12 protein-coding genes and 1 tRNA gene are annotated in these 13498 nt (G+C 64.9%); 6 read left to right on the forward strand and 7 right to left on the reverse strand.

The window, feature by feature from the left end; translation table 11 throughout:
* Positions 1–543 precede the first annotated feature (543 nt).
* Positions 544–747, forward strand: a complete 204-nt coding sequence (locus C7411_RS33745; RefSeq protein ID WP_027797379.1) for a cold-shock protein — start codon at positions 544–546, stop codon at positions 745–747.
* Between the two features lie 158 nt (positions 748–905).
* Here C7411_RS33745 and C7411_RS33750 read toward each other — a convergent pair whose 3' ends face one another.
* From C7411_RS33750 to C7411_RS33760, 3 genes are all read right to left on the reverse strand, one after another.
* Positions 906–2165 (reverse strand): Hsp70 family protein, encoded by a 1260-nt coding sequence (locus C7411_RS33750; RefSeq protein ID WP_110388501.1) that lies wholly within the window; start codon positions 2163–2165, stop codon positions 906–908.
* A gap of 190 nt (positions 2166–2355) precedes the next feature.
* Complete coding sequence (locus C7411_RS33755; RefSeq protein ID WP_042272172.1) at positions 2356–2958, reverse strand: nitroreductase family protein; 603 nt, start codon at positions 2956–2958, stop codon at positions 2356–2358.
* Positions 2959–3122: 164 nt separating this feature from the next.
* The gene (locus C7411_RS33760; RefSeq protein ID WP_110388446.1) at positions 3123–4406 is read right to left on the reverse strand and encodes an MFS transporter; all 1284 of its coding nucleotides are present in this window, start codon (positions 4404–4406) and stop codon (positions 3123–3125) included.
* A gap of 174 nt (positions 4407–4580) precedes the next feature.
* Between C7411_RS33760 and C7411_RS33765 the strand changes: the two genes are divergently transcribed.
* Together C7411_RS33765 and C7411_RS33770 are read left to right on the forward strand one after the other, a co-directional pair.
* Positions 4581–5222, forward strand: a complete 642-nt coding sequence (locus C7411_RS33765) for a TetR/AcrR family transcriptional regulator (RefSeq protein ID WP_110388447.1) — start codon at positions 4581–4583, stop codon at positions 5220–5222.
* 19 nt (positions 5223–5241) lie between these two features.
* Complete coding sequence (locus tag C7411_RS33770) at positions 5242–5811, forward strand: DUF1415 domain-containing protein (protein ID WP_110388448.1); 570 nt, start codon at positions 5242–5244, stop codon at positions 5809–5811.
* 19 nt (positions 5812–5830) lie between these two features.
* Here the strand turns inward: C7411_RS33770 and C7411_RS33775 are convergent, their stop codons facing one another.
* A complete protein-coding gene (locus C7411_RS33775) occupies positions 5831–6694 on the reverse strand; it encodes a class I SAM-dependent methyltransferase (RefSeq protein ID WP_110388449.1) in 864 nt (287 codons plus the stop codon).
* A gap of 373 nt (positions 6695–7067) precedes the next feature.
* Between C7411_RS33775 and C7411_RS33780 the strand changes: the two genes are divergently transcribed.
* A complete protein-coding gene (locus C7411_RS33780; RefSeq protein WP_028206633.1) occupies positions 7068–7388 on the forward strand; it encodes a type II toxin-antitoxin system HicA family toxin in 321 nt (106 codons plus the stop codon).
* A 135-nt stretch (positions 7389–7523) separates the two neighbouring features.
* Here the strand turns inward: C7411_RS33780 and C7411_RS33785 are convergent, their stop codons facing one another.
* A complete protein-coding gene (locus tag C7411_RS33785; protein ID WP_110388450.1) occupies positions 7524–8672 on the reverse strand; it encodes a methyltransferase in 1149 nt (382 codons plus the stop codon).
* Positions 8673–8916: 244 nt separating this feature from the next.
* Here C7411_RS33785 and C7411_RS33795 point away from each other — a divergent pair, with 244 nt between their 5' ends.
* Positions 8917–11790 (forward strand): type IIG restriction enzyme/methyltransferase, encoded by a 2874-nt coding sequence (locus tag C7411_RS33795; protein ID WP_165822951.1) that lies wholly within the window; start codon positions 8917–8919, stop codon positions 11788–11790.
* A 30-nt stretch (positions 11791–11820) separates the two neighbouring features.
* Positions 11821–12771 carry a cation diffusion facilitator family transporter gene (locus C7411_RS33800; protein ID WP_110388453.1) on the forward strand — a complete coding sequence of 317 codons (951 nt, stop codon included), beginning with the start codon at positions 11821–11823 and terminating at the stop codon, positions 12769–12771.
* Between the two features lie 81 nt (positions 12772–12852).
* Here C7411_RS33800 and C7411_RS33805 read toward each other — a convergent pair.
* Positions 12853–12928, reverse strand: a tRNA-Thr gene (locus C7411_RS33805).
* 18 nt (positions 12929–12946) lie between these two features.
* Entirely contained in the window at positions 12947–13462 is a 516-nt protein-coding gene (locus tag C7411_RS33810) for a ClpXP protease specificity-enhancing factor (protein ID WP_110388454.1), read from the reverse strand.
* Positions 13463–13498 lie beyond the last annotated feature (36 nt).

Below are 13498 nucleotides of genomic sequence, written 5' to 3' on the forward strand. Positions count from 1 at the left end.
ATTTTCGCCGCCTTCCACGCGCCGAACAGCCAGCCCGAACCGATGATCGACCCGAGGCCGGTGAACATCAGCGCGAACGGGCCGATGTTCCGTTGAATAGAACTTTTCACGTCTTCTCCTGTTTCGAGAGCAGCTCGACACCGCGTTTATCCCGTCTGTTGTGCGGGCGGGTTTCCCGCGGTTGTCGTACCTCCACACGAACGATTGCGCCTGCAGGCGCAACTTCCGCGCGGCGCGTAGTTTAACCGGTTGCACCACGGAAGGGCGGCGAAAACGACCGCCTAATACAAAAAAGTCATTTGCTTATCAAGCTTTGTAAGGGTTGGTTTCGACCCTGTAGCAAAAAAATACGAACTTTCCCGGGGACCGGGTTGACCTTCCGGGCATTTAGCCGTATAAAGTTCGGGCAGGATTTCAAGCGGCGAGTGTGAATTGGTCTTTCGTAGTTCGCCCATCAACGGTACTCCGGCTGGTCCCATACCCCTTCCTTGATTTTCGTGCACCTCTCGGGCTTCGGCCTTCATTCATTTTTAGGAAAGTAATATGGAAACCGGTACCGTCAAGTGGTTCAATGACGCTAAGGGCTTTGGCTTTATCACTCCGGACGGCGGCGGCGAAGATCTGTTCGCGCACTTCTCGGAAATCAAGGTTGACGGCTTCAAGACGCTGCAAGAGAACCAAAAGGTTCAATTCGAAGTCCGCACGGGCCCGAAGGGCAAGCAAGCTGCCAACATCAAGCCGGTCTAAGTACTGCGCTCATTGGTCTGCTACGGCTTTCAGGATCTGAATGCAGCTTCTGCGCAGTCCCTGACTAGCAAGCTTACCGAAAAACCCCACTCTTCTTCTCGAAGGTGGGGTTTTTTATCGTCTGGCGATTTTCAACGGGGCTGGGGCGCCCCGCGCGTTCAGCCGAACAGGCGCTGCGCGTGAATGCCAAGGCCCGTCGCCACACTGGCAAGGCGGTCGCCGAATACGGCCTGCGACTGCGGAAACGCCTCCGCCAGCGCCTGCGTCAAGAACAAAAGGCCGGTCGAGCCGCCCGTGAAGTACAGCGCGCTCACCTGAGCCGGCGCGATACCCGCCGCCTGCACCGTTTCACGCGCGGCCTGCACGATGCGGCGCGTCTCCTCGCGGCCCGCCTCGACGAGCTGTGCGTCGCCGAACGCGAGACGCAGGTCCGCTTCGACCGCTTCGAGGTCGATCATCGTCTCCCCGCCCGCCGAAACGCCGATCTTCGCCTCCTCGGCGCGCGCCGTGAGCGCGTGCCCCAGGCGCTCGTCGACCACGCGCATCAGCCGGTCGTGATGGCGCGTGTTGGGGTACAGATGGCGCATGAGCTTCAGCTCGGTCGCGCGCTTGGGCGTGTAGATCGTGTTGATGAGGTGCCAGGTCGCCAGATCGAAATAAATGCGGTTCGGCACCTCGCGGCCTTCGGGGTCGAGCGACTGGTAGCCCAGTTCGCGCAGGATGGTCGCGAGTTCGACGCGGCGGTCGAAGTCGGTGCCCGCCACGTGCACGCCGTGATGCGCGAGCACGTCTTCCTTGCGATCGAGCCGCGTCATGCGATCGGGCCCCACGCGCACGAGCGAGAAGTCCGACGTACCGCCGCCAATGTCGGCGACGAGCACGAGCCCTTCTTCCGCCAGGCGCGACTCGTAGTCGAACGCCGCCGCGATCGGCTCGTACTGGAACTCGATCTCGCGAAAGCCCACCCGGCGCGCCGCGGCTTCGAGCTGGTCCTGGGCGAGCTGGTCGGCGCGCGGGTCGTCATCGACGAAGAACACCGGACGGCCCAGCACCGCGCGCGTGATCGGCGTACCCGAGCAACGCTCGGCGCTGCGCTTCAGGTGCTCCAGAAAGATCGCGATGATCTCGGTATAGGGCATCGCGCTGCCGTCGCCGAGGTCGGTCGTGCTCTCGGCGAGCGGCGAGCCGAGGATGCTCTTCATCGAGCGCATCAGCCGGCCGTCGAAGCCGTCGATATAGGACGCCAGCGCCGCACGGCCGAATTCGCGGGTGTGTTCGTCGACGTTGAAGAACACCGCCGTGGGCAAGGTCGTGTGAGCACCCTCCACCGGCGCGAGGCGCATCGCACCGCCGGCCGCTGCCGGGAGCGCCACCGCCGAATTGGAGGTTCCGAAGTCAATCGCGCAGAAGCTGGTCATGGCAAGAGCGCGCCGCAGCGAATGCGCGCGCAGGAGAGGAAAGGTCGGGGGATCGGCTTTGTAGCACGAAAGCGCGGCGCGGGGCAACCGCAGGCCCATGATGCGGCCCCGCAAGAAAAAAACGCGCGGGCCGTGCCGCGCGTTTTCGCTGAAGTTCGCGCACCCTCACGGGCGCGGGACATCTCTTGAATCAGCCCTTGAACGGCTGCTTCCAGGCGTTCGCGTAAGCGATCTCGCCCACCGCCGAACGCGTGCGCTCCGCCTTTTCGCGGTCGCGCAGCACCGGTTCCAGCTTCTCGGCTTCCCCGTAGTGGCCGATCGAGATGATCGACAACGGCTCCACGTCGTTCGGCAGCGCGAATTCCTTGCGGAACGCCTGCACGTCGAAACCGCTCATCTGGTGCGCGGCGAGACCCAGTGCATGCGCCTGGAGCACGAGCGACATGGCCGCGGCGCCCGCATCGTACTGCGCCGTGCGATTCACTTCTCCCTTTGCATTGAGCGTGTGTGCCGTCACCGCGATCAGCACCGACGCCGGCGCGTTCCATTGCTGGTTGAACGGCACGAGCGTGGCGAACGCGCGCTTGAACGCGATTTCGTCTGCGCTGCGGTCGAACACGATAAAGCGCCACGGCTGCAGGTTGTAGCCCGACGGCGCCCAGCGCGCCGCCTCGATCACCGCGTGCAGCGCCTCGCGGCTCACCGGCTCGCTCGAATAGGCGCGCGGGCTCCAGCGGCCGGCGATGAGTTCGTGTATGGGCACGGCTGTCGGTGCGGGTTTGTGCTTCGTCATGCCTTGTGTGTCCTTGGGGTGGCGGGCGGCTTGCCCGGGGGTCACTAGAATAACCGCAGCGCGTGAAATACGCTCAAACGCAACGGGCGACGCTCATGCGTCGCCCATCGGGACGTGCCGAAGCACGAATCGGCGCTTTGAAGTTGCGGTGCGCGAACGCCGTGTCAGGCCGTTTGCACACCCACGGCGCGCGGCCCGCGGTTGATGCGCAGCACGAGGAACGATGCCACGAGACACAGGCCGCCCGAAATCATCGACGCCACCGTGTAGGTGCCGAGGCTCGCGCGCAACAGGCCCGCGCCGAACGCCGCAAACGCCGCACCGAGCTGATGGCCCGCCACGACCCAGCCGAACACGATCGGCGCGCGCTCCTTGCCGAAGACGTCGGTGGCGAGACGCACGGTCGGCGGCACCGTCGCGATCCAGTCGAGCCCGTAGAACACCGCGAAAATCGGCAGCCCGAAAAAGTCGATGCCGAACGCGTGCGGCAGATAGATCAACGAAAGTCCGCGCAGCCCGTAGTACCAGAACAGCAGCACGCGGCTGTTGAAGCGGTCCGAGAGCCAGCCCGAGAGCGTCGTGCCAAACAGGTCGAAAATGCCCATCGTGGCGAGCAGCGAGGCGCCCTGCACCTCGGTCATGCCGTAGTCGCCGCACATCGCGATGAGGTGCGTGCCCACATAGCCGTTCGTGCTCGCGCCACAAATGAAGAAGCTAAAGAAGAGCAGCCAGAAGTCGCGCGTGCGGCTCGCCATGAAGAGCGCGTCGAACGCGATCTTCAGCGGATTCTGATGCGGCGCGGGCGGGGCGACCGGGGTGCTCTCGTCCTCGCCGAACGGACGCAGGTTCACGCTCGCGGGCCGCTCGGGCAGCAGGAACAGCACGAGCGGCAGCACCGCGGCAGCCGCCACCGCGACCACGAGCACCACCGACTGCCAGCCGTGCTTCTCCACGATCGCCGCGAGGAGCGGCAGAAACACGAGCTGGCCCGTGGCCGAACTCGCGGTGAGAATGCCCATGGCAAGCCCGCGGTGCGAGTGGAACCAGCGCGTAACGACGGTGGCCGAGAGCGAGAGCGCCGCGACGCCGGTGGCGCCGCCCACCATCACGCCCCAGATCAGGATCATCTGCCACGGATGCGTCATCAGCGCGGAAAGCGCCACGCCCGCCGCCATCGTGCCGAGCGCCGCGAGCAGCGTGGGCCGCACGCCGAATCGCTGCATGGCCGCCGCCGCAAACGGCCCCATCAGCCCATAGAGCGCGATGTTCACCGAGATGGCGAGCGAGATCGTCGCCCGGCTCCAGCCGAACTGCTGCTCGAGCGGCACCATCATCACGCTGGGCGTGGCGCGCGTGCCGGCCGCCGCCAGCAGTACCAGAAACACCACCGCCACGACGAGCCATCCGTAGTGGAAACGCCCGCCTATTCGTCTTGCTGCCCAGTTCATCGGTGCTCCTGTCACGGCGCGCCGGTTTCGACACGCCGATGTTTTCATTGGTATGACCGCTCGCTGCGACGATTCGTCATCGCTCGATTGTTACCGATCGGTCACAAGTGTGTTGCGATAGTAGTTACCGCTCGGTAACATGTCAAGCAATCACCCTGATCGCGAGATGCCCTCATGAAACACGAAGGCCACGACGAAACCGCTACCGCCGCTGCCCGCACGCCCCGCCCCCGCGCGCAAACGGCTGGGGCGCGCGCGCACGAGCACCTGCTGCGCGCCGCTGACGAGCTGTTCTATCGCGAAGGCGTGCGCGCGGTCGGCATCGAGGCCGTGGTCGAGCGCGCCGGCGTCAACAAGATGAGCCTTTACCGGCAGTTTTCGTCGAAGGACGATCTCGTCGTCGCCTACCTGCAGCGCTGCGACGTGCGCTTTTTCGAGCGCTTCGACGAAAGTCTCGCGAAGCACCCCGGCGAGCCGGCAAAGCAGTTGGTGCAGTATTTCGAGGATCTCGTGCGCCGCGCCTCGGTGGCGGACTATCGCGGCTGTCCGTTCGTCAACGTCGCGACCGAATTTCCCGACGCCACCCACCCCGCACGGCGCAGCGTCGACAACAACAAGACGCGCCTCATGGCACGGCTCACCGCGCTCGCGCAGGAAGCAGGCGCCAACGATCCAGTCGCGCTTGCGGAGGAACTCGCGCTGCTGGTCGAAGGCATCTATGCCGCAAGCCAGACTTACGGCCCCGGCTGCGGCCCGATTCTCGCGGCGCCGCGCATGGCAAAGCTGTTGATCGAGGCGGCATGCCCCCGGCGCTAGCCGCCCGTAAAATGGCACGATGAACGAAACCGTTGCTCTGTCCCCCGAACACGCCGCCATTCTCGAAGCGACGCGCCACTGGCTCACGCGCGCCGTGATTGGCCTGAACCTCTGCCCGTTCGCGAAAAGCGTGCACGTGAAGAACCAGATTCGCTACGTGATCAGCGAGGCGACCGACCTGGAAGGTGTCCTCACTGATCTCGAACGCGAGTTGCAAACACTGGCAGAGGCCGATGCCGCGGACATCGACACGACGCTCCTGATCCTGCCCCGCGCGCTGGCCGACTTCGCCGATTTCAACGACGCGGCCTGGTTTGCCGAGCGCCTCGTACAGCAGTTGCGCCTCGAAGGCACGCTCCAGGTCGCGAGCTTTCACCCGCAATTCCAGTTCGAGGGCACCGAGCCCGACGACATCGAGAACTACACGAACCGCGCGCCGTATCCGATCCTGCATCTGCTGCGGGAGGCCAGCATCGAGCGCGCGGTCGAGGCATTCCCCGACGCCGCCGACATCTACGAACGCAACCAGGAAACGCTGCGCAGGCTCGGCTTCGAAGGTTGGCAAGACTGGATGAGCAAGCGCGCCTGACACCGCGCCGCCCACGAGTTCAGCCTTCGGTTGCCGCTTCGGAAGCCGCCTCGCCCTCGTCGGCGAAAAAGCGCTCGCGCAGGTCCGCCAGCCCGAAAGTCTCGAGAATCTCGGCCAGCCGCGCCGCCGGACGGCGTCGCGGCAAATCCTTGTACTGGGCGATGATGAGTTCGTTCTTCATCGAGTGCTCCCAGCCCACCAGTTCCGTCACGCTCACCTGATAGCCGTGCGCCTCGAGTTGCAGACAGCGCAGCACGTTGGTGATCTGGCTGCCGAATTCGCGCGTATGCAGCGGATGACGCCAGATCTCCGTGAGCGCCTGGCCGAGCGACTTGCCCTTGTTGCGTCGCAGCACACCCGCCACCTCGGCCTGGCAGCACGGCACGACCACGATGTAGCGCGCGTGCTTCTTGAGTCCGAAACGCAGGGCGTCGTCGGTGGCGGTGTCGCAGGCATGCAGCGCGGTCACGATATCGACGGTCGGCGGGAGTTGCGGCGAGGTGATCGAATCGGCTACCGACAGGTTCAGGAACGACATCCCGCCAAAGCCCAGCCGTTTGGCCAGCGCCTGCGAATGCTGCACAAGCTCGTCGCGCGTCTCGATGCCATAAATATGTGACCTGTCGCGCTGATCCTTGAAGAACAGGTCGTAGAGAATAAAGCCCAGATAGGACTTGCCCGCACCGTGATCGACGAGGGTCACGTCGCGGCCATCCTGCTTGAGGTCCTTGAGCAGCGGCTCGATGAACTGGAACAGGTGATAGACCTGCTTCAGCTTGCGGCGGCTGTCCTGGTTCATCTTGCCGTCGCGCGTCAGGATGTGGAGTTCCTTGAGGAGTTCGACAGACTGGTTCGGACGGACTTCGTAAGTCTTGCTGGACATCGGCGTGGTCAGATGAAAGGCGTGGTATGTCGCGAAACGTGCGACAGGCGACAGAAGGGTCGCCGTATTTCTGTCATTTTACGGAAAAAGCTGATCAAGGCTGCCGAACCCATAAGAGCAGCGAGTGTCGGAATAGCGTCCAGGCACGCTGACCCACGTGCGGACAGGAGGGAAGGGGTTGAATAGAAGAGACACGAGGATTTTGTCCCCGATGCCCAAAAAGGACCAAAACGCAGCGCGACCGGACGGCAACGAATCGACAGGCGCGCATTGGGAGGTCGCACCGGGAGTGCCGGTTGCGATGAATCAGGCTGGCGCAGTCCTCGCTGCGCGAAGAGCGCGCGACGCTGTACGGCCTTGCATGGGGCATGCAATGAATACGATACCTGACGGAAACGCAGAGCAAAAATTCCAGGAACTGCTTACGAAACTCGTCACGGTTCCCGACTGGACGGAAAAGCAGCAACTGGAGCTGGAAATGGCGCGCGACATCTCGGTGGAGATGCTGCGGGTCGCCGAGAGCATGCGCGACGGCCCTTCGGATCTCGAGACCTGCCTGATTCTGCTGAAGTACGCGAAGGTGCTCGATTTCGTGATGTCGGCGCTGGCGTCGCGCCGCGATATCAAGCCACAAACGCTGCGCGTGATTTTCAAGCTGGCAGGCCTGAAGGTCGACGAAGCCTATCCGGGGTGAAGCCGATGTCAGTCTGACGCGCACCCGGCGCGGCAGCCAGGCCGCCGACGCCGATACTCGACACCCCCACGGGCCGCATGGATTGTTCACGGCCCGGCTTTTTCTTTATTGACAACGCTTTTTCCCGCCGCCGGCTCACTCTGCGCGCACCTTGAGGCGCCATAGCGACGTCAGCTCGGCCGCTCGCGCACGATAGAGCGGATCGTCAGGATCCGAAGCTTTCGGGTGGCGCGGGCGAATGTCCTCGCGCCCGGCTACTTCGAGTCCCGCCTGCACGATCATCTCGATGAGCGATTCGCGCGTGCGCAGCCCGAGATGCTCCGCGAAGTCCGACAGAATCAACCACCCCTCGCCGCCCGGCTCGAGATGATCCTTGAGGCCGCCGAGAAAGCCGCGCAGCATGCGGCTCTCGGGATCGAACACGGCGTACTCGATGGGCGACGCGGGACGCGCCGGCACCCACGGTGGATTGCAGACAATGAGCGGCGCGCGCCCCGGCGGGAACAGATCCGCCTCGACGACCTCGACCTGCGCGGCGTAGCCGAGGCGAGCCAGGTTCTCGTTCGCGCAAGCCAGCGCGCGGGCGTCCTGATCGGTTGCGACCACGCGCTTCATGCCGCGCGAGGCGAGCACGGCTGCGAGCACGCCCGTGCCCGTGCCGATGTCGAAGGCCTTTTCGAGCGACGGCAGCGCGGTGCGCGCAACGAGATCGACGTATTCGCCGCGCACCGGCGAGAACACGCCGTAGTACGGATGAATCCGCGCCCCGTTCAGCGCGGCGATCTCGACGCCCTTCTTGCGCCATTCGTGCGCGCCGACCAGACCGAGGATTTCACGCAGCGACACCGCAGACGCTTCGCCATCGGGCGCACCCCACGCCTCTTCGCACGCGAGCCGGACGTCGGGCGCGCGGCGCAGGTTGATGCCGTAATCGCCTTCGAGCGGAATCAGCACCATGCCGAGCGTGCGGGCGCGCTGTGCCTGCGCCTGACGATGCAGATGAAACGCCTCGAGCGGCGAAGCGGGCGCCTTGGGCGGCGCAGCCTTGCGCGGCTTGCGCTCGGCACGGCGCCCCATGGCCTGCAGCAGTTGACGCGCGTTCTGATAGTCGCCGCGCCACAGCAGCGCGGTGCCTTCGCTGGCAAGGCGGTAAGCGGCGTCCGCAGTCGTGCGGTCGTCGGCGATGACCACGCGTTTGGGCGCCGGCACGCCAGCCTCGGAGCGCCAGCGCACCGTGCGCGGGCCTTCGGTGTCGGGCCAGGTGAGAGTGGGATATTCGGTCATAGGTCGGATATTCGGTGCGGCGGGCCAGTTCGTCGATTCGTTCCTGGCCCGCAGGTGAGCGCCGCGGGGCGCCATCATATAGCAGAGCGATGCGGCACGTTCCGCCGCATCGCCATCGCAACGATGATCGCTCAGACGGGCGGACGCGTCGACTCGGCCAGACGGCGTAGGACGAAACGCGCGCGCCCGGCAGTAAAATGTGCGCCGACCGCGCCCCGCCAGGCCACGCCCACCCGCCGAGACCATGCCAGAAACCGCCCAGCAGACACGCCGCGCGCGCAAACCGCGCAAGCGCCGCGCCGGCGCCGCTGGTGGGCTCGACGAAGGCTTTTACGCCGAACTGCTGCATATCGTGGGGTTGCGGGAGAGCGTTTCCGGAGCAAGGCGCACCGTCGCGCGACTCGCGCCGCAAGAGCGTCTGCCCGGTGCCCTGATCGAACTCGCGCTGTCGCGCCTCGCCGCCGGCAATGGCAATGGCAATGGCAATGGCAATGGCAATGGCAAGGGCAAGGGCAAGGGCAAGGGCGAGAGCCAGAGCGAGCGGCCGGCTGCCGACTCCTTCGAACTCGCGCTTCGGCTTTGCATCGTATGGATCAGCCGCCTCGTTTTTCTCAAGGTGCTCGAAACGCGTTTGCTGACGCTTCATGACGGCGATTCGACCTACGCGTTCCTGAACACACAGCGCATCGGCTCGTTCAGCGATCTCGATGCGTTGTGCGACGCCGTATTCGGCACCGGTGACGACACGCCGCCGGCTCGCTTCGCTCACCTTCCCCGCTTCGACGGTTCGCTTTTCGAGCCGCAAGACCTGGACCGAAGCCAGCTCGACATGAGCGCGCTCGACGATCGCGCCACAATTGCGCTTTTCCCGGCGACCGTACTGCCTCATGCGAGCGGCGAGCGGCACGTGCTTGCGTATCTGCTCGATTTTCTCGCCGCGTTCGACTTCTGCGCCGGTCTGGTCGCGCGAGAGCCAACCGCGGCAAACAGGCGTTGCCTCGACGCCTCGGCGCTCGGGCTCGTCTTCGAAAAGCTCAACGGTTACCGCGACGGCGCCTGGTACACGCCGGGTAGCGTCGCGATGCAGCTCGCCCGTCCCGCCATCACGCAAGCGGCGCTGAATCGCTTGCATCGAGCCAAAGGTTGGCGCTGCGCAAACATCGATCAGCTATCCGAAGTGATCGGCAAATCGAGCGAAAACCGCGATGCAGCTCGCGCGATTCTGGACTCGCTGCGCATCTGCGATCCCGCCGTGGGCTCGGGGCATCTGCTCGTTTCGGCACTCAACGAGTTGCTGGCGCTGAAAGTGCGCCTCGGCTTGCTGGACACGCGCGAGCGCGAAGCGCTTGGCGCTTGCCGCATCGACGTGACAGCGGACCGGCTTTGCGTCACGCACGCGAATGGCGAGCCGCTCACCCGCGAGCGCGATGGCACGGCCATCCGCAAGATCGAAGCCGCGCTCTTTCGCGTCAAGCGGGACATCGTCGAGCACTCGCTTTTCGGAGTGGATATCAATGCGGATTCGGTCGGCATGGCGCGCCTGCGGCTGTGGATCGAACTGCTCGAACACGCGGATTTCACCGCTGCGCTGCCGAACCTCGAGACCAACCTCAAGGCAGGCAACGCGACGCTCAGCCGTTTCGACTTCGATACGCCGCTGCGCGGCCACGTTGAACCCGTGGCGAACTATCGCGCGAGCGCGGCAAGACTGCGGGCGACAGCCACGCCCGCCGCACGGCGCGCCGAAATCGTCCGGTTCGCACAACTGCGCGACGCGTTGCGCCACACCCTCTCGACCAACCTGGCCGAAACGCCGCCCGAGGAAACCACGGCGTTCGAATGGCGCATCGAATTCGCAGACCTGCTCACTGACCACGGCGACTTCGAGCGCTTCGACGCCGTCATCGCGAACCCGCCCTATATCGACTCCGAGCGCATGATCAACCAGGGCCAGCGTGCGCTGCGCGAGCGGCTGGCGCGACGCTGGCCGAGCGCGAGGGGCAACTGGGATCTCTACATCGTGTTCATGGAGCTGGGCCTCGCGCTCCTGAGACCGGGCGGCGCGATGGCGTATCTCACGCCAGACAAGTGGCTCTCGAAGCCCTTCGGCAACGCGTTGCGCGCACGGCATATCGGCAAGATCGAACGCATCGTCAGGCTCGGGCGCGACGTGTTCGAGCAGGCGCGCGTGGATTCGATCATCACGTTCTTTCGCGAGTCCGGCACGCCCGCCATCGCGACCGCGCGCATCGACGGCGAAACGTTCACCGAGCTTGCGCAAACCGACAAAGGCACGCTCGAGTCGCCATGGCCGCTCGACGCGTTGTTCTCGCCGCACGTCGCGTTCGTGCAGCGATTCGCCCGCGCGCACGCCACACTCGGTTCGCTGTTGCCCTGCGAGAATGCATGCGCGACGTCGGACGCCTACCGGCTCGCGCCTCTCGTCGAAGCGGGCGACGGCCGCTTCCGGCCGGACCATCACTACCGCGTGGTGAACACTGGCACGCTCGGGCGCTACGTCTCGCGCTGGGCCAGCAAACCGATGACCTATCTCGGGCGACGCTACGCGGCGCCCGTGGTCGAGCGCGAGCGCTTCGCGTCGACGTTCGCGAACGGCTACGGCGCGAAAGCCAGGGCGAAAAAGGTGATCGTGAAAGGCCTCACACGACTCGACGCGACACTCGATCTCGCAGGCGACACGATCCCTGGCAAGACCACGTTGATCCTGCGCTCGGACGACGAGAACCTGCTGAAGTTCGCGGCGGCGTTGCTCAATTGCCCGCTCTCGGTGTTCCTGATCCGCGCGAAGTATGGCGCGTCGAGCTACAACGGCGGCGTGGCGTTCACGACAGCGATGATCGACGCCTTGCCCGTGCCGGGCGGCGCTGCGGTGCGCAGCGAGATCGCCGACTGCGTGACCCGGTTGCTGCACGCCGGGCAGTCCGGATGCGGCTCGCCGGCAGTGGACGACATCGCGCGCGAGATCGATCGGCGCCTCTACGCGGCATTTGGCCTGTCACCACAGGAGATCGACCTCGTGGAAGGCCGCGCCGGCTCGACGGCACGCGAGGCAAGCCGACCGCGCAGCGCGGCGACGGCGTCCCGGCGAGTCGGCTAGTCTTGCTCATCCTCGCGCAGGGCAGACATCATGGAACGGCTTCGCTTCTTCAGTGCTTCCGACGAGAGCAGCGTGCTGACGCTATCGATCGCCACGACGTTGGTGATCGCCCTCATCGGCATTCTGTTCGGGCTGATCTCCGGCTCGTTTTCCATCGTGTTCGACGGCGTTTATTCGCTCGTCGACGCGAGCATGAGCGCGCTCGCCCTCGCCGTCGTGCGCCTGATCACCTCCTACGCGGTCAATGTCGACCTGCCGCGCAAATGGCGCGATCGCTTCACCATGGGCTTCTGGCATCTCGAACCCATGGTGCTCGGCCTGAACGGCACGCTGCTCGTGGGCGTGGCCGTCTACGCGCTGATCAACGGCGTCAGCAACCTGCTCTCCGGAGGCCACGAGCTGCACTTCGGTCCTGCGCTCGTCTATGCCGTGCTCACCGTAAGCGCCTGCGTGGCGATGGCGGTATTCGAATCGCGCGCGAACCGCCGGATCCACTCGGATTTCGTGCGCCTCGACATCAAGTCGTGGATCATGTCCGCGGGGATCACCGCAGCGCTGCTGATCGCCTTCAGCGTCGGCTATGCGATTCACGGAACGGCGTGGGAGCGCCTCACGCCCTACGTCGACCCGGCGGCGCTCGTCGCGGTGTGCGCCGTGATCATTCCGATTCCGCTCGCGGAAATTCGCCAGGCCTTGCTGGACGTGTTACTCGTGGCACCCGCGGATCTCAAGCAGCATGTCGATGCCGTCGCGAAACGCTTCGTCGAGCGCTACGCCTTCGAGTACTACCGCGCTTATGTCGCGAAAGTGGGCCGCTCCCGCGAAATCGAGCTGTATTTCGTCGTGCCGCCCGACATGCCGGCGAAGCGCATCGCCGAATGGGATGCGATCCGCGACGAGATTGGCCGTGCCATAGGCGGGGACGAATCGCATCGCTGGCTCACGATCATGTTCACGAGCGATCCGGATTGGGCGGAGTGAGGGTTTTGGCGGTTTTGGCGAGTAGGGGCGCAGAAGGCACAAAGGGTTACGTGAATATCACGTAACCCTTTGTCTTGAATGTGGTGCCGGCTGCAGGACTCGAACCCGCCACCTGATGATTACAAATCAACTGCTCTACCAGATGAGCTAAGCCGGCGTAGCCCGCCATTCTACTTCATTTCACGATCTTGAGGTGGCTCTTGCCGCCCTTGTTGCCGCCTTCGTCATCTTTGTCGGCGGCACGCGTCGCAACCGGGGCAAGAGGCGCGAGCGGCGCAGCAGGTTCCTCGGCAGGCTCGTCGCGCACTGCGTGCGCCTCATGCGCTTCGGCTTCTTCGTGATCCTCGGAGGACAGCACGTCGTCGGCGTCGCCGGCCGGCGACTCGACCGGGAACGCCATTCCCTGGCCGTTCTCGCGCGCGTAGATCGCGAGCACGTTCGACACCGGTACCTCGATCTTGTGCGACTTGCCCGAGAAGCGCGCGTGGAACTCGATCATCTCGTTGCCCATCTGCAGCTGGCTCGTCGCCTCGAAGCTGATGTTCAGCACGATCTCGCCGTCACGCACGAACTGGCGCGGCACGCGCGTGCGGTTATCGACCCGCACCGCGATATGCGGCGTGAAGCCGTTGTCGGTGCACCACTCGTACAGCGCGCGCAGCAAATACGGCTTGGTGGAAATCTCTTGCATCAACAATCCTTTCACGAGGCGGCATCCACACCCACG

It is taken from the genome of Paraburkholderia silvatlantica (genome assembly GCF_003096715.1).
Taxonomy (GTDB): Bacteria; Pseudomonadota; Gammaproteobacteria; order Burkholderiales; family Burkholderiaceae; genus Paraburkholderia; species Paraburkholderia silvatlantica.

Excerpts from the sequence above, each read along its gene's own strand:
- C7411_RS33745 (WP_027797379.1), top strand. The coding sequence starts at position 544 with ATGGAAACCGGTACCGTCAAGTGGTTCAATGACGCTAAGGGCTTTGGC.
- C7411_RS33750 (WP_110388501.1), bottom strand. The coding sequence starts at position 2,165 with ATGACCAGCTTCTGCGCGATTGACTTCGGAACCTCCAATTCGGCGGTG.
- C7411_RS33755 (WP_042272172.1), bottom strand. The coding sequence starts at position 2,958 with ATGACGAAGCACAAACCCGCACCGACAGCCGTGCCCATACACGAACTC.
- C7411_RS33760 (WP_110388446.1), bottom strand. The coding sequence starts at position 4,406 with ATGAACTGGGCAGCAAGACGAATAGGCGGGCGTTTCCACTACGGATGG.
- C7411_RS33765 (WP_110388447.1), top strand. The coding sequence starts at position 4,581 with ATGAAACACGAAGGCCACGACGAAACCGCTACCGCCGCTGCCCGCACG.
- C7411_RS33770 (WP_110388448.1), top strand. The coding sequence starts at position 5,242 with ATGAACGAAACCGTTGCTCTGTCCCCCGAACACGCCGCCATTCTCGAA.
- C7411_RS33775 (WP_110388449.1), bottom strand. The coding sequence starts at position 6,694 with ATGTCCAGCAAGACTTACGAAGTCCGTCCGAACCAGTCTGTCGAACTC.
- C7411_RS33780 (WP_028206633.1), top strand. The coding sequence starts at position 7,068 with ATGAATACGATACCTGACGGAAACGCAGAGCAAAAATTCCAGGAACTG.
- C7411_RS33785 (WP_110388450.1), bottom strand. The coding sequence starts at position 8,672 with ATGACCGAATATCCCACTCTCACCTGGCCCGACACCGAAGGCCCGCGC.
- C7411_RS33795 (WP_165822951.1), top strand. The coding sequence starts at position 8,917 with ATGCCAGAAACCGCCCAGCAGACACGCCGCGCGCGCAAACCGCGCAAG.
- C7411_RS33800 (WP_110388453.1), top strand. The coding sequence starts at position 11,821 with ATGGAACGGCTTCGCTTCTTCAGTGCTTCCGACGAGAGCAGCGTGCTG.
- C7411_RS33810 (WP_110388454.1), bottom strand. The coding sequence starts at position 13,462 with ATGCAAGAGATTTCCACCAAGCCGTATTTGCTGCGCGCGCTGTACGAG.